We start from the raw sequence: 14,557 nt of genomic DNA, 5'->3' as shown, positions 1-14,557 counted from the left end.
TGCGGAACAGAGAAAACCGATAAAATCCGCATAAAATCCAACTTTTTTTGTAAAAAGACTTGATTTTTGCACATTCTTGTGCTATCATAATTCCTATATGACCGATACTTTAAGGAGGTGGGACAATGCCAAACATCAAATCTGCTAAAAAGCGTGTTAAAGTTATTGCTACAAAGACTGCTCGTAACAAGGCTACAAAATCTGCTCTCAGAACAGCTGTAAAGAAGGCTTATTACGCAGTTGACACTAACGCTGACAACAAAACAGAGGCAGTTCGTCTTGCTATTAAGAAAATTGACCAGGCAGCAGCTAAGGGTATTCTTCACAAGAACACTGCAGCAAGAAGCAAATCATCACTTGCTAAAAGACTTAACGCATCAGCATAAGTGCAATAAATCTTACAGGCTTAAAAGCAGAGAATATTCTCTGCTTTTTTATTTTGTTCTGTTGACATTTTTGTAAAAACTGTTAGAATATAAATAAAGATACGGCAGATACTACTGCCATACAAGCATACAAAATTTGGAGGCGACAGAATATGAAAAATCATAAGTGCAGATGGGCTTTAATTATCGGTATCATCTCTGCAGTTGCAGCTCTTTCTGCTGCTCTCACAGCGTTCTTTATCGTTAAGGATAAGCAGAAAAAAGATGACGAGGAGCTCATGGAATACCTCGACAGCTCAATTGAGTAATTATTGAGTAAATCTTAAAAGCCGAATGCGGACCGTTCATTTTTTGGGCGGTCCGTTTTTATGAAGCTTCATTATATTTTTTGTGGTGATTTTATGATACGGGAAGAACTTGACCGACTTCTCTGTGACGCCAAAAGCAACGCAGAACTCAAAGAAAAACTTCTGAAAACCGAACAGAGCGAAAATCCGATTGATAACTTTTGTTCCCTCTGCCGGTCGCACGGATACAAAATCAGTGCAGGCGAACTTTTTGCACTCGGACTTGACGAAAGCGACACCAAGCTTCGCAGTGTGAACGGCGGCGGAGTGAACGCAATTGACGGCTGGGACGATGCCTACGAGCAATTTATTCTTACATTGAAATGGACATGACTATGAAACACTACTTCCCGAAATACTGTGAAAAATTCAGATGCATTGCGAACCTCTGTCCCGACAGCTGTTGCAGGGACTGGGATGTTGTTGTCGATGATACAAGCTTTGATTTTTATAATACAGTCAAAGGCGAGTTTGGCGACAGGCTCAGGTCGCTTATGACAATTGACGAGGACGGCGACAGAATTTTCATCAGGCAAGGTGAAAAATGCCCGTTCTGGAACAGCGATATGCTGTGCGACATTTACATTAACCTCGGCGAAAATCACCTTTGTCACACCTGTAAGGAATTTCCGAGAATCACTCAGGACTACACCGCTTTTTGTGAACATACGCTCTCGTTTGCCTGTCCCGAGGCGGCAAGGCTTATGCTTGAATCGGATTTTGACACAGGCTTTGCAACCGATATTCCGCAGGACTCACAGACCGATTACAGCACAACCGAGATGAATTTTCTGCTCTCTGCAAGAAAACGCACTTTTGAAATTCTCTCAGACTGCAAACTGTCCTTGTCCGAAAGATTGTGCAGACTTCTTGCCTTCAATGAGCGAGTGCAGAATATGCTTGACGATGAAATTTTTGATATCACGGCTATGCCGACAGATGAATATAAAAAGCAAAGCTGCGGAGATGCGTCATTCATTTTTGATTTGCACAAAAGCCTTGATATCATGAGTAAGGATTGGTTATGTGAGCTTGAAGCAACCGCCGATTTTGCAAAAAATAATACGCTGTCAAGCCGTTTTGACAAACCGCTTACCGCCTATCTTGACTACTATGTCCGCAGATATTACCTTTCCGCAATCGACAGTTTTAATGTCATATCCACAATCAAGCGAATGGTCTGTGCATACATAGTGACCGCTTATGAACTCGAAAGGCCCAACAATCCGACTCAAACCGAAATTGCGAAAATTCTGCAGGGATATTCAAAAGAGGTTGAACATTCCTATGAAAACGGCGAACTCCTCGAAGATGAATTTATCTTCAATCCACTTTTTTCAACCGACAATTTAATAGGTATTTTATAAATAAATCCCGAACACATTTTACCGTGTTCGGGATTTGTTGTTTATTCTTTATTTTCGTCAGAATTCTTTTTGTTTCGTTTTTTCACGGAAACAATGTCGAGTTCAAACCAGAATGTACTGCCTTTGCCGAGTGTACTGCGAACGCCGTACCTTGCTTTGTGGCTGTCAAGAATACCCTTGACTATTGACAAGCCGAGTCCCGTGCCGATAACGCCACGCTTATGCTCCTTGTCAACCTTGTAGTAACGATCCCAGATGTATTCAAGCTTTTCGGGAGGAATGCCGTCACCGTGATCCGTTACCTCAATGAGAACCTTTTTGCCGTTTACCTTTTGCGTTACAATAACAGTTTTGTCTTCACCGACATAATTGACTGCATTGTTCACAAGATTATAGATTACCTGTGAAATTTTCAGTTCATCGGCAAAAATGTAAACATCTTCGTCACTCTCAAACAGAATGTTGTATCCGTCCTGTTCCTTGAGCTTTGCGTACCTTGTGAAAATATTCTTGATGCTGTCGGTAAGACAGAACTCCGATTTTTCGGGTTGAATTGAACCCGATTGAATCTTTGAGAGGTCAAGCAAATCGTTGACAAGTGTTGAAAGTCTTGTTGCCTCGTCAATAATAATCTGAATATTTTCGGGAGTGTTTTCACCGGGCAGGTCACGCATAACCTCGCCGTAGCCCGTAATCATTGTCAGCGGTGTTCTCAAATCGTGCGAGATGTTAGCAATAAGTTCTTTTTGTAATTTTTCGGTTGCAGCAAGCTCCGTTTTTGCGTAGTTCAGCGTTTCGTTGAGTTCCTCAACCTCAAGATATCCTCTTGCGTTAAAGTCAACATCATAGTTTTTCTTTGCAAGCTCCTTTGCCGCCGTGTTTGTCTTAGAAATCGGTTTCGCAATTCTGTAGCTTGCGTAAAGCGAAATTATAACGGCAAGAAGCACAAACACAACCGAAACGATTGCAAGCTGGTCACGGACGATTTCAACCGTGTTAGTCAGCGGTGTGATTGACGATGTTACAATCAAAAAGCATTCGCTGCCGTCCTGCAGATTGATAATGTCGGTGTAGACCATATTTTGAACATTTTTATCGGGAGCGGAAGCATACCGAACAGTATTCCTCTCGGCTGTGTCGGATGAAGAATATTCATTAAAAAACTGTCGCTCAAACTTGCCTTTAATGCTGTCCTCTTTGTAGTTGCTTGTGATGAACATATAATGTCCGTCATTTTCCTCTGCCAGCTTGTAGTATGAATAGACATCGTGATACTGAAAATTCAGGTTTGAAACGGGGTTGTCATATTCGCAACAATACTTCAATGTGAAAAGAGAAGTTGAATCGTAAACATATACCGAAAGTGAATTGTAGCTTGCAACATTTTCAATTGTTCCGAGAGCGTTTTTGTTTTCTTCAATCGACTTTGAAATCACCTGTGCGTTCTTTTCAACCTGTGAAGATTTTGTTGCCGTGTAGAACGATTCAAGAAAAAAGGTCTGGAACACCCACAACACGATCACAATTGCAAATCCGAACAGAAGAAAATAGCATAACAGCTTAAAATTCAACGGCAGATAATGGCGGTCAAATCGTTTGTTAGATTGTTTCAAAACGGTAACCCACCCCTCGAAGCGTTACAATGCATCTGCTGTATTCGCCAAGGCTCTTTCTGAGAAGCTTAATGTGTGTGTCAAGCGTTCTTTCGTCACCGAAGAAGTCGTAGCCCCAGACCTCGCTTATAAGCTTTTCACGGGTGAGTGCAAGTCCTTTGTTCTTTACCATATAGAAAAAGAGTTCGTATTCCTTTGGTGTCATCTCAATTCTTTTGCCGTCAATTGTAACGATTCTGGCTGAGAAATCAACCGAAAGACCTTCGTATGTAAATACATCCTTCTTCACATTCTCTTCGTTCTGAGCGCCTTGTGAACGTTTGATTACGGCATTAACACGCATCATAAGCTCCTTTGGCGAGAACGGCTTAACAACATAGTCGTCACTGCCAAGCTCAAAGCCGTGAATTTTATCGTACTCCTCGCCTCTTGCCGAAAGCATAATGATAGGTGTTTTCTTGAATTTTCTGATTTCCCTGCAAGCGGAAAAGCCGTCAAGCTCAGGCATCATAACATCCATTATAATAAGGTCAAAGTCCTCTTTACGGCAAATTTCAATTGCCTGCATACCGTCAACGGCTTCTTCAACCTCAAAGCCCTCAAATTCGGCATATTTTCTGATAATCTGTCTGATTCTTGCCTCATCGTCAACAACAAGTATCCTGCTCATTTTTGTACGCCCCTTTTATTAAAATTATAAGCGTCGGTTAAGACGCAGTGTATTCCAACTGTTACTCTATCATCCGAATGTGATAAAATTATGTTAATTTTCAATTTTGTTGGTGAAATGAATGTTTTATGTTCATTTGTAGCGGCGAACAGTGTTCGCCAATCGAACCGATTGTAAAATCGGTTCGACAGTATAAACATTTTATTTTAATTTATTATCTACTGCGGTACAAGAACGCAATTGTTGCTCATTTGTTTTGGTTTTGCAACCAAAACAAGTGGCAATCACTGATTGCCGCTACCGATTCGATTGTGACATTCATAAATGTTATAACAAACTGATTATACCACATTTCATTTCTTATTGAAATACCGTTGAAAATAAATTATAATGTATAGTGTTAAAATTTGGCGCTAAATTCATATTAAGGAGTTCGGATATGGAAATAAGAAAAATCAAGGCGCAGACGGTATGCGATACGGTTAAAAAGCTGTTTACCGACTGCAACTATTTTATCGGCAAAGACATTATGTGCGCCCTTGAAACCGCAAGGGATAACGAAAGCTCGCCTGTAGGCAAAAGTGTACTTTCACAGATTATCGAAAACGATAAAATTGCGGCTCGTGAAGAAGTTCCGCTTTGTCAGGATACGGGTATGGCTGTCCTTTTTGTTGAATACGGTGACAGGGTTGTTATTGAGGACGGCAGTTTTGATGAGGCTGTCAACGAGGGCGTTCGCAGAGCCTATATTGACGGCTACCTTCGCAAGAGTGTAGTAAATGATCCTGTTTTCGACAGAATCAATACAAAGGATAACACTCCTGCAATTATCCACACAAAAATTGTCAGCGGAAATCAGATTAAAATTACCGCCGGCGGCAAGGGTTTCGGCAGTGAAAATATGTCGCAGATAAAAATGCTCACCCCGTCAAAGGGCATTGAGGGCGTTAAGCAGTTTATTCTTGATACTGTTTTTCAGGCAGGTCCAAATCCCTGCCCTCCTATGGTTGTCGGTGTCGGAATCGGCGGTACTTTTGAAAGAGCCGCCCAGCTTGCAAAAAAAGCAACCTTCCGTCCGATTGATTCCAAAAATGAAGATGAACGCTATGCGCAGCTTGAGGACGAGCTCCTTGCCGAAATCAATAAAATGGGCTTCGGTCCTGCAGGACTTGGCGGTAATACAACCGCAATCGGCGTGAATATCGAAACTTCACCCACACACATTGCAGGAATGCCTGTTGCGGTCAACATCTGTTGCCATGCCGCAAGACACGCAAGTGCAACGATCTGAGGAGGAAAAGCTGTGGAAAAGAAAATTACACTTCCGATTACGGACGAAGATATCAAAAATCTTAAAGCAGGCGACAGCGTTCTGCTCTCGGGTTCAATCATCACAGGCAGAGATGCCGCACACAAAAGACTTTATGAATTGATTCAGAAGGGCGAAAAACTTCCCGTTGACATCAAAGGCGAGCTTATCTATTATGTTGGTCCTGCTCCTGCAAAGCCCGGTTATGCAGTAGGTCCTGCAGGTCCGACATCAAGCTATCGTATGGACAAGTACGCTCCGTCACTGCTTGACCTCGGACTCAAAGGAATGATAGGCAAAGGCGCAAGAAATAAAGAAGTTGTCGATGCGATTGTTCGCAACAAGGGCGTGTATCTTGTCGCAATCGGCGGTGCGGCGGCACTTATCGCCAAGAGCATCAAGAGCGAGGAGATTCTTTGCTACGAAGATTTAGGCACAGAGGCTGTTCGCAGATATGAGGTTGAAGATTTTCCGTGCATAGTTGCAATCGACAGCAACGGCAACAATGTCTACGAAACCGAACCGCCAAAATACAGGGTGAAATAATCGGCAATATAAAATTTTATATAAATAAAAACGGTCGGGCGACAATGCTTGCATTTGGCAAACTGTCATCCGACCGTGAATTTTATTAAACTGTTTCTGCAAAGACAGACGGCTGTTAATTAAGCGCTTACTTTGCACAGCTTGCAATCGCCGATTTCTATAGCTCTTTCGAGGGTGTCGGTAAAATGTGTGACTTCTTCGGGAATGTCGCAGTAGAGGTACTGCTCATTCACGGCAAAATCTTCCGCCTCTCGCGACTGAACACACACTTCATACATTCCGTTCGGGTGTTTATAGACCTCGTAACGAAACATTCTGTCATCTGTGTACATATCGTAAATCACATAGTCACGCATTTTATCACTTCCTCTCAATATATTTTTGTTGCGGATTGCAAACAGTACTTGGTTACTTCGTTCCTAAAAACTCCTGTACTCTTTCAAAAAGGTACGGCTGAATTGCAGGGTATGTCAAATTTTTTGGTATATCGTCAAAAAGATTAATCTTTTCAATTTCAAGTGGCGGCAGTTTTTCAAAACTGCGAATTTCCGCAAAATAGAGCATTCCGTAATCCGTGAATGAATAGATGCACACGGGATAGATGTCGAAATCTTTTGCACCCGTTTCTTCCCAAAGTTCACGCTTTGCGGTTGCTTCAATATCTTCGCCGTCCTCACGATGACCGCCAGGAATTTCATATGTATCACGCTCTTTGTGCTTGCAGAAAACCCATTTTCCGTTGTATCTCGCACAAATTACGGCGTATTTCAACGGCTTGTCTGCGTTGAGGTCGAAAAATTTAACTTTCATAGCTAATCCTTTTAATCAAAATATCTTACAAGCGAGATCACCTTGCCGAGCAAAGCGACTTCGTCAACTATAATCGGTTCAAAATTATCGTTTTCAGGCTGAAGTCTGAAGTGACCGTTTTCTTTGTAAAAACGCTTTACGGTCGCCTCGTCACCGACAAGAGCAACAACGATTTCGCCGTTCTCCGCAACAGGTGTACGGTGAACAATTAAAATATCGTCAGGGAAAATGCCTGCGTTAATCATACTTTCGCCCTGAACACGCAGAGCAAAAAGCTCTCTGCCCCTTTTTAAGCTGTCGGGAACAGGCACATAACATTCAATATTCTCAACGGCAAGAATCGGATAACCTGCCGCAACTCTGCCCAAAACGGGAACATCGGTGCTTTTCTCCATGCCGTTAATCTGAATACAACGGTTCACGCCGTGTTCTCGTGAAATAAGACCTTTTTCTTCAAGTGCCTTGAGGTGGTGGTGAACGGTTGATGTTGAACTCAGTCCCGTTTCTTCGCAGATTTCACGAACTGACGGAACTCTGCCCTCGCCTGCACATTCCTTTAGATAATCGAAAATTTTCTGTTGGCTTTTGCTTAAAGGTTTCATATCGCAACGCCCCTTGTTTGTAATTACAGTATGATTGTACCATATATTTTCAGAAAAATCAAACATTTGTTTTATATTTTTGAAAAATTTTTTATTTTGTCGAATAAATAAAGAAATTATTTGAGTTTTGATTGATTAACAGAAAAAACAGATGCTTTTCATTCCGATTTCAAAAAGGGTTCACACAGTTTTCATATTTGCATTGTTTAATATAAGCGTACTCAGAAAGACGGAACCGCATCCGTCAGAGTATAATTGTTCTACCCTCCTCAATGCGAGTCTGAACAAAGACTCGTAATTGTACCCCTCATTTTTTAAAGAACATAAGAAAGCACCGGGTCGCCGCAAGCCCGGTGCTTTCGTCGTTTTAAGGACAAATTAATTGCAACACTGCAGCGGTGAACAATTACAAAGTCACGCTCGGGCATAATAGTTTTTAATATTGCAAACTATCTGCACGAACGAAAATAAACACGAACCGAACAATTGCAATGCCACGCTCGGGCATAATAGTTTTTTAAATATTGCAAACTATCTACACGAACTAAAATAAACACGAACGAAAATAAACATAAACTAAAAAATTGAATTATCATCTGCACTATGATACAATATATATAGTAAAGTGAGGTGCTTGTATGCTTGAGAACAAACTCGGATTGACTTCTTCTGCGGAGCTTGCTCGTGAAGAGGAGCGAATCAGTAAGAAAAAGGCGGCAATGCTTTTTGAAAATCACATTCTTGACAACCTTGAAAGCGGAAAGTTTTCAACATTACAGACAATCCACAAGTACCTTTTTGATGAAATCTACGATTTTGCGGGAAAGTTGAGAACCGTAAACATTGCAAAGGGCAATTTCAGATTTGCACCTTTGATGTACATTGAATCAGCTTTGAAAAACATTGATGAAATGCCGCAGAGCAATTTTGATGAGATTATAGAAAAGTATGTCGAAATGAACATTGCGCACCCATTCAGAGAGGGCAACGGTCGCAGTACACGAATCTGGCTTGACCATATGTTGAAAACTGAAATCGGCAAGGTTATCGACTGGAGCAAGGTTGACAAGGAAGATTATCTGCTTGCAATGGAGCGCAGTCCCATACGGGACATCGAGATAAAATATGTTTTGAAAAACGCATTGACCGATGAAATTGACAGCCGTGAGATGTACATGAAAGGCATTGACCACAGCTATTATTATGAGGGCTACACAGCGTTTAAAGCGGACGAACTTTAGTAAAATTGAAAGTTGAAAATCTAAAATGGAAAATTATGGTCGGGTAGCAAGTTTGCAAAATGCAAAACATTGTTGCCCGACTTTTTTAGTTTATATGATATGGGAGTAAATGTTTGATTGTAGCGGCGAACCGTGTTCGCCGCTACATTGAATTGTGCAGACAATAACAATGCCACGCTCGGGCATAATTGGTTTTTAAACATTGCAAACTATCTACACGAACGAAAAAAATATGAACATAAAAATAATGGACAGCAGATTTTATTTCTGCTGTCCGATTTGTTTTTTATACATATATAGTTATTTTCTTTTTCTTATAAACCAATATATCAAACCAAGTGCAACGAGGAAACCGCCGAGGATGCAACGGAAGATGATATTAAGCATACCCTCAAACATTGGGTAGCCTGCAAAGGTTCGCAGTCCGTACCATACGGTCATGAAGATAAAAAACACAGCCATTAAAACTGCAAGCAAGCCCTGATGTTCGTGGCGATATTTGATTCCTACGATAATCATTAATATTGCAAGAGCCGCCCAAAGCCATACATACATATTCTGAAGAAATTCGCCCATAAAATTCACCCTTAAACATTACTGATAAGTAGATTATAGAGTATCCTCGGCACAATGTCAAACCGTGTTATGTGAAGATTTTCTGAAAACGAAAAATTTTTTCAAAAACGCTTGACTTTTACTGACTTTGGTATTATATTATGAGTATAGCAATTAGCACTCACCTATTGAGAGTGCTAAAACAGCAAAAACCGACACGAAATGAGGTGAACGGTATGGAGCTGGCTGAAAGAAAAAAGAAAATATTATCGGCAGTAATCGAAAGCTATATCAACACAGGCGAGCCGATTGGTTCAAAAGCGTTGATTAACGAAACGGGACTTGAGGTTTCATCGGCAACGGTGCGAAATGACCTAGCAGACCTTACAAATAAAGGCTACTTGGTTCAGCCGCACACCTCGGCAGGACGAATTCCAACGCTGCAGGGCTACAGATACTACATCGACAATCTGATGAAAATTACCCCCGTAACCCAAGGCGGACGGGAATATGTTGAATCCGAGCTTTACAAAAGTGCAGATTCCCCCGAGAGCATCCTCAAAGAGGCAAGCGGTGTTATTTCAAGGCTGACAGGCTGCACGGCGGTAACAACAACACCTTCGGGTGAGGAAAGCAGAATCCACAGAATAAGATTTGTTCAGACGGGTTCGCACACGGCAATGGCTGTTGTGATTGCCTCAAACGGAATCATAAAAACAAAGCTGTTCCGCTGCGATTTCCTTTTGAATCCCGAACTTTTGACCGTGTTTGACAAGGCATTTAACGAAATCTTTTCGGGAATGAAGCTTTCATCGGTCAACCGACCGTTCATACAGACAGCGGCGGCAAGGCTCGGTGAACTTTCAATGTTTACCCCGGGAGTGCTTGTGGCAATTATGGAGGCTTGTGAAACGGCAAAGGAAGTCAGCGTTTATCTCAGCGGTGTGACAAAGCCATTGTTTATGTCCGATGTCAATTTTCTTAACGCACGAAATGTTATGGAGTTTTTGAACAACAGACACGACCTTGCGGAAATGCTTGAAAATCTTCCGCTTGACACCTCCGTCAGCATAGGCGGCGAAAACAGCAGAACAGAGCTTGCAGGGAGTGCGGTAATCTCCACACGATACCGACTTGACGGCAATCCGTCAGGTGTGCTTGCGGTGATAGCACCCGTGAGAACGGACTACGCAAGAGCAATTTCAATTCTTGAATGTGTGTCCGAAAGCGTTAGCACTCTCATTGATGAGCTGATAGAAATATGATAAATAAAAATCCTTGAAGGAGGATAAAGATGACTAAGAAAAAATCCGAGAAAACCGAAGAAAAAAAGGTTTCCGAAGAAACAGTCGCAGAAGAAACCGAGACTGAAAATACCGAAGAGCCTGCAAAGGATGAAAATGCGGATAAAATCAAGGCTCTTGAAGATGAGCTTTCGGCACAGAAGGATAAGTATATGCGTCTTGCCGCCGAGTACGACAATTACCGTAAAAGAACGGCAAACGAAAAGCTTTCAATCTATGACGATGCAACTTCAAAGGCTTGTATCGAGCTTCTTCCCGTTGCAGACAGCGTAACGCTTGCTCTTGCAAATCTGAAAGATGCCGATCCCGATATCATCAAGGGTATTGAGCTTATTTCAAATCAGCTTGCAAAGAGCTTTGAAAAGCTAAAGATTGAGTCCTACGGCAAAGCAGGCGATGCATTCGATCCGAACTTGCACAATGCGGTTTCAAAGATTGAGGACGAAAACCTCGGTGCCGACACAATCGCAGCCGTTTATCAGACGGGTTACAAAATCGGTGACAAAATTATCCGTCACGCAATGGTACAGGTTGCCAACTGTGACTGATTTCATATATAAATATTCAGCAGAAAACACACAAACAAAAACAATTAAAAATTCAATTGGAGGAATTTATCATGGCTAAGACAATAGGTATAGATTTAGGTACAACAAACTCATGCGTAGCAGTTATCGAAGGCGGCGAGCCTGTAGTTATCGCTAACGCAGAAGGCGCAAGAACAACTCCGTCTGTTGTTGCTTTTTCAAAAGACGGTGAAAGAATGGTCGGTCAGGTTGCCAAGCGTCAGGCTATCACAAACCCTGACAGAACAGTTGCATCAATCAAGAGAGAAATGGGTACTGCTCACAAGGTAACAATTGACGGCAAGAGCTACACTCCGCAGGAGATTTCAGCAATGATTCTTCAGAAGCTCAAGTCAGATGCAGAGGCTTACCTCGGCGAAACAGTTACACAGGCAGTTATCACAGTTCCTGCATACTTCACAGACGCACAGCGTCAGGCTACAAAGGATGCCGGTAAGATTGCAGGTCTTGATGTTAAGAGAATCATCAACGAGCCTACAGCAGCCGCTCTTTCATACGGTGTAGATAAGGAAAAAGACCAGAAGGTTATGGTATATGACCTCGGCGGCGGTACATTCGATGTATCTATCATCGAAATGGGCGACGGTGTTCAGGAAGTACTTGCAACAGCAGGTAACAACCGTCTCGGCGGTGATGACTTTGATAAGAGAATCATCGACTGGATGGTTGCATCATTCAAGACAGAAACAGGCATTGACCTTTCACAGGATAAGGTTGCAATGCAGAGATTAAAAGAGGCTGCCGAGAAGTCAAAGATTGAACTTTCAGGTGTTACAACTTCTAACATCAACCTCCCGTTTATCACAGCAGACCAGACAGGTCCTAAGCACCTTGACCTTACTCTTACAAGAGCAAAGTTTGACGAACTCACATCAGACCTCGTAGAAGCTACAATGGGTCCTGTAAGATCGGCTCTTCAGGATTCAGGTCTTCAGATCGGTCAGATTGATAAGGTTCTTATGGTTGGCGGTTCTTCCAGAATCCCTGCTGTTCAGGACGCTGTTAAGAAGCTCATCGGCAAAGAGCCGTTCAAGGGCATCAACCCTGATGAATGTGTTGCTATCGGTGCCGCTATTCAGGCAGGCGTACTCGGCGGTGAAGTTGAAGGACTTCTCCTCCTCGATGTAACTCCGCTTTCACTCGGTGTTGAAACAATGGGCGGTGTTATGACAAAGATTATCGACAGAAACACAACAATCCCAACAAAGAAGAGCCAGATTTTCTCAACTGCCGCTGATAATCAGACACAGGTTGAAATCAATGTTCTTCAGGGTGAGCGTGAATTTGCCCGTGATAACAAGCAGCTCGGTCTTTTCGCTCTCACAGGCATTGCTCCTGCAATGCGTGGTATTCCGCAGATTGAAGTAACATTTGATATTGATGCCAACGGTATCGTTAATGTATCTGCAAAAGACCTCGGTACAGGCAAAGAGCAGAAGATTACAATCAGTAACTCAACTTCAATGAGCAAGGAAGATATCGACAAGGCTGTTAAGGAAGCTGAACAGTTTGCCGCAGAGGACAAAAAGCGCCGTGAGGCAGTTGACGCTAAGAACGAGGCTGAAAACATTGTTTATCAGGCAGAAAAGCTCGTCAGCGAAAGCGGTGACAAGATTCCCGAGAATGACAAGAACGCAATCAACACAAAGGTTGCAGCTCTTAAAGAGGCTATCTCAAAGGACGATGCCGCACTCATCGGCACAGCTAAGGAAGACCTCCAGAAGACTCTTAACGATGCTGCCGCTAAGCTTTATCAGCAGGCTGCTCCGCAGGGCGGTGCTCCCGATATGAACGGTGCTCAGCCAAACGGCGGTAATCCTACAGGCAACAACGGCGGAGATCCTAATGTATATGACGCTGATTTCACCGATGTTGACGATAACAAGTAATTTATGTTAGAATAACATATAGTCAAAGGAGCTGTTATATGGCGGCTCCTTTTGGCTGTATAAGACGATAACCGGCTTGCAATATTGCGTGATTTCGGTATTTTGACAAAGGTGAGAGTAATATGGCAGACAAAAGAGACTACTACGAGGTGCTTGGCATTCAAAAGGGTGCAAGCGACGATGAAATAAAAAAGGCATACAGAGCCTGTGCCAAAAAATATCACCCGGATTTGCATCCCGGCGATAAAGAATGCGAGGAAAAATTCAAGGAAGTAAACGAGGCTTATGAAGTTCTTTCCGACTCCGATAAAAAGGCTCGTTACGACCAGTTCGGTCACGCAGGAGTCGATCCCAACTACGGTGCAGGTGCAGGCGGAGCAGGAAGTCCGTTCGGTCAGGGTATTGATATTGACGATATCTTCTCAAGCTTTTTCGGCGGATTCGGCGGCAGACGCTCCAACAATGCAAACGCTCCTATGCGTGGCAGTGATATTGAAACTACAGTTTACATTTCATTTGAAGAGGCGGCAAAGGGCTGCAAGCAGACAATCAACTATTCATGCGTAACAACCTGTGACGACTGTCACGGAACAGGCGCTCAGCCCGGCACAAGCCCCAAGACCTGTTCGTCATGCGGCGGTTCTGGCAGGGTAACAATCAACCAGAGAACACCTTTCGGTGTTGTCCAGACTCAGCGTACCTGTGATGCCTGTCACGGCAGAGGCAAGATTGTTGACAATCCTTGTAAAAAGTGCGGCGGTTCGGGCAAACAGCGCAAGAACAAGACCGTTGATGTAACGATTCCGGCAGGTATCAAGGATCAGCAGATTCTTAATGTAAGCGGCAGAGGTAACTCAGGTACAAACGGCGGTCCTGCAGGCGACCTTCATGTTTATGTAAATGTTCGTCCGCACCCTGTTTTTGAACGCAGAGGTGACGATGTGTGGTGCGAAGTTCCGATAACCTTTACACAGGCGGCTCTCGGAGCAGATGTTGTCGTTCCTACTCTTGACGGCAAGGTTTCCTACACGGTTCGTGAGGGTACACAGCCGGGTGATGTTTTCAGACTTAAGGGCAAGGGTATTCAGCGACTCGGCGGCAGAGGCAGAGGCGATCAGTATGTAAGAGTTACCGTTGAAGTTCCGAAGAATCTTAACGGCAAGCAGAAAGAGCTTATCAAACAGCTTGACGGCGCAACAGGTGACAAGAACTACGCAAAACGCAGAAACTTCTTTGATAAAATCAAGAAGATGTTCAACGAGTAACACAGAATAAATAAGATTTGTGGGGCATTTGTCCCCACAAATCTTTTATACGGCGTGCCGCCGTTC

The 14,557-nt window shown here is 43.0% G+C and carries 17 protein-coding genes; 11 read left to right on the top strand and 6 right to left on the bottom strand.

The annotated features are described in order from the left end of the window. Nucleotides 1-125: 125 nt before the first annotated feature. From rpsT to fliB, 4 genes are all read left to right on the top strand, one after another. On the top strand, nt 126-386 hold the full coding sequence (rpsT, locus tag AC2HW8_RS02930) for a 30S ribosomal protein S20 (protein WP_015523051.1): 261 nt from the start codon (nt 126-128) through the stop codon (nt 384-386). Between the two features lie 152 nt (nt 387-538). Beyond that, the gene (locus AC2HW8_RS02925; protein WP_015523052.1) at nt 539-694 is read left to right on the top strand and encodes a hypothetical protein; all 156 of its coding nucleotides are present in this window, start codon (nt 539-541) and stop codon (nt 692-694) included. Between the two features lie 60 nt (nt 695-754). Then, complete coding sequence (locus AC2HW8_RS02920; protein ID WP_484327125.1) at nt 755-1,066, top strand: hypothetical protein; 312 nt, start codon at nt 755-757, stop codon at nt 1,064-1,066. Between the two features lie 2 nt (nt 1,067-1,068). Beyond that, nucleotides 1,069-2,100, top strand: a complete 1,032-nt coding sequence (gene fliB, locus AC2HW8_RS02915) for a flagellin lysine-N-methylase (protein ID WP_484327124.1) — start codon at nt 1,069-1,071, stop codon at nt 2,098-2,100. Nucleotides 2,101-2,141: 41 nt separating this feature from the next. On the opposite strand, the gene AC2HW8_RS02910 is transcribed toward fliB, so the two are convergent. Further along, entirely contained in the window at nt 2,142-3,713 is a 1,572-nt protein-coding gene (locus AC2HW8_RS02910) for a sensor histidine kinase (RefSeq protein WP_117882540.1), read from the bottom strand. Then, complete coding sequence (locus AC2HW8_RS02905) at nt 3,700-4,383, bottom strand: response regulator transcription factor (RefSeq protein ID WP_015523055.1); 684 nt, start codon at nt 4,381-4,383, stop codon at nt 3,700-3,702. The genes AC2HW8_RS02910 and AC2HW8_RS02905 overlap by 14 nt, the downstream gene beginning before the upstream one ends. 445 nt (nt 4,384-4,828) lie before the next feature. On the opposite strand from AC2HW8_RS02905, the gene AC2HW8_RS02900 reads away from it, so the two are divergent. Both AC2HW8_RS02900 and AC2HW8_RS02895 read left to right on the top strand, forming a co-directional pair. Then, nucleotides 4,829-5,674 carry a fumarate hydratase gene (locus AC2HW8_RS02900; protein WP_415946420.1) on the top strand — a complete coding sequence of 282 codons (846 nt, stop codon included), beginning with the start codon at nt 4,829-4,831 and terminating at the stop codon, nt 5,672-5,674. Between the two features lie 12 nt (nt 5,675-5,686). Further along, on the top strand, nt 5,687-6,238 hold the full coding sequence (locus AC2HW8_RS02895) for a Fe-S-containing hydro-lyase (RefSeq protein WP_295228446.1): 552 nt from the start codon (nt 5,687-5,689) through the stop codon (nt 6,236-6,238). A gap of 119 nt (nt 6,239-6,357) precedes the next feature. Here AC2HW8_RS02895 and AC2HW8_RS02890 read toward each other — a convergent pair whose 3' ends face one another. The 3 genes from AC2HW8_RS02890 to lexA are packed head-to-tail and all read right to left on the bottom strand — an operon-like array spanning nt 6,358 to nt 7,650. Then, entirely contained in the window at nt 6,358-6,594 is a 237-nt protein-coding gene (locus AC2HW8_RS02890; RefSeq protein WP_015523058.1) for a hypothetical protein, read from the bottom strand. Between the two features lie 52 nt (nt 6,595-6,646). Further along, complete coding sequence (locus AC2HW8_RS02885) at nt 6,647-7,048, bottom strand: NUDIX hydrolase (RefSeq protein WP_101070844.1); 402 nt, start codon at nt 7,046-7,048, stop codon at nt 6,647-6,649. An 11-nt stretch (nt 7,049-7,059) separates the two neighbouring features. Next, nucleotides 7,060-7,650, bottom strand: coding sequence for a transcriptional repressor LexA (lexA, locus tag AC2HW8_RS02880; RefSeq protein WP_046431117.1), 591 nt, complete (start codon nt 7,648-7,650; stop codon nt 7,060-7,062). A gap of 638 nt (nt 7,651-8,288) precedes the next feature. On the opposite strand from lexA, the gene fic reads away from it, so the two are divergent. After that, nucleotides 8,289-8,891 carry a protein adenylyltransferase Fic gene (gene fic, locus AC2HW8_RS02875; RefSeq protein ID WP_021883842.1) on the top strand — a complete coding sequence of 201 codons (603 nt, stop codon included), beginning with the start codon at nt 8,289-8,291 and terminating at the stop codon, nt 8,889-8,891. Nucleotides 8,892-9,191: 300 nt separating this feature from the next. Here the strand turns inward: fic and AC2HW8_RS02870 are convergent, their stop codons facing one another. After that, nucleotides 9,192-9,467 carry a hypothetical protein gene (locus tag AC2HW8_RS02870; RefSeq protein WP_021883841.1) on the bottom strand — a complete coding sequence of 92 codons (276 nt, stop codon included), beginning with the start codon at nt 9,465-9,467 and terminating at the stop codon, nt 9,192-9,194. Between the two features lie 215 nt (nt 9,468-9,682). On the opposite strand from AC2HW8_RS02870, the gene hrcA reads away from it, so the two are divergent. From hrcA to dnaJ, 4 genes are all read left to right on the top strand, one after another. Beyond that, nucleotides 9,683-10,711 (top strand): heat-inducible transcriptional repressor HrcA, encoded by a 1,029-nt coding sequence (gene hrcA / locus AC2HW8_RS02865; RefSeq protein ID WP_015523062.1) that lies wholly within the window; start codon nt 9,683-9,685, stop codon nt 10,709-10,711. 29 nt (nt 10,712-10,740) lie between these two features. Continuing rightward, a complete protein-coding gene (locus tag AC2HW8_RS02860) occupies nt 10,741-11,298 on the top strand; it encodes a nucleotide exchange factor GrpE (RefSeq protein ID WP_015523063.1) in 558 nt (185 codons plus the stop codon). Between the two features lie 71 nt (nt 11,299-11,369). Further along, nucleotides 11,370-13,226 (top strand): molecular chaperone DnaK, encoded by a 1,857-nt coding sequence (dnaK, locus tag AC2HW8_RS02855; protein ID WP_021883839.1) that lies wholly within the window; start codon nt 11,370-11,372, stop codon nt 13,224-13,226. A 122-nt stretch (nt 13,227-13,348) separates the two neighbouring features. Continuing rightward, nucleotides 13,349-14,491, top strand: a complete 1,143-nt coding sequence (gene dnaJ, locus AC2HW8_RS02850; protein WP_484327123.1) for a molecular chaperone DnaJ — start codon at nt 13,349-13,351, stop codon at nt 14,489-14,491. Nucleotides 14,492-14,557 lie beyond the last annotated feature (66 nt).

It is taken from the genome of Ruminococcoides sp. (assembly GCF_057037865.1).
The sequence above is the reverse complement of the archived record's forward strand: the minus strand, read 5'-3'. Positions and strand labels throughout refer to the sequence as shown.

What these genes read in the sequence shown, in the direction of transcription:
- rpsT (WP_015523051.1), top strand. Translation starts at nt 126, where the DNA reads ATGCCAAACATCAAATCTGCTAAAAAGCGTGTTAAAGTTATTGCTACA.
- AC2HW8_RS02925 (WP_015523052.1), top strand. Translation starts at nt 539, where the DNA reads ATGAAAAATCATAAGTGCAGATGGGCTTTAATTATCGGTATCATCTCT.
- AC2HW8_RS02920 (WP_484327125.1), top strand. Translation starts at nt 755, where the DNA reads ATGAAGCTTCATTATATTTTTTGTGGTGATTTTATGATACGGGAAGAA.
- fliB (WP_484327124.1), top strand. Translation starts at nt 1,069, where the DNA reads ATGAAACACTACTTCCCGAAATACTGTGAAAAATTCAGATGCATTGCG.
- AC2HW8_RS02905 (WP_015523055.1), bottom strand. Translation starts at nt 4,383, where the DNA reads ATGAGCAGGATACTTGTTGTTGACGATGAGGCAAGAATCAGACAGATT.
- AC2HW8_RS02890 (WP_015523058.1), bottom strand. Translation starts at nt 6,594, where the DNA reads ATGCGTGACTATGTGATTTACGATATGTACACAGATGACAGAATGTTT.
- AC2HW8_RS02885 (WP_101070844.1), bottom strand. Translation starts at nt 7,048, where the DNA reads ATGAAAGTTAAATTTTTCGACCTCAACGCAGACAAGCCGTTGAAATAC.
- lexA (WP_046431117.1), bottom strand. Translation starts at nt 7,650, where the DNA reads ATGAAACCTTTAAGCAAAAGCCAACAGAAAATTTTCGATTATCTAAAG.
- fic (WP_021883842.1), top strand. Translation starts at nt 8,289, where the DNA reads ATGCTTGAGAACAAACTCGGATTGACTTCTTCTGCGGAGCTTGCTCGT.
- AC2HW8_RS02870 (WP_021883841.1), bottom strand. Translation starts at nt 9,467, where the DNA reads ATGGGCGAATTTCTTCAGAATATGTATGTATGGCTTTGGGCGGCTCTT.
- hrcA (WP_015523062.1), top strand. Translation starts at nt 9,683, where the DNA reads ATGGAGCTGGCTGAAAGAAAAAAGAAAATATTATCGGCAGTAATCGAA.
- AC2HW8_RS02860 (WP_015523063.1), top strand. Translation starts at nt 10,741, where the DNA reads ATGACTAAGAAAAAATCCGAGAAAACCGAAGAAAAAAAGGTTTCCGAA.
- dnaK (WP_021883839.1), top strand. Translation starts at nt 11,370, where the DNA reads ATGGCTAAGACAATAGGTATAGATTTAGGTACAACAAACTCATGCGTA.
- dnaJ (WP_484327123.1), top strand. Translation starts at nt 13,349, where the DNA reads ATGGCAGACAAAAGAGACTACTACGAGGTGCTTGGCATTCAAAAGGGT.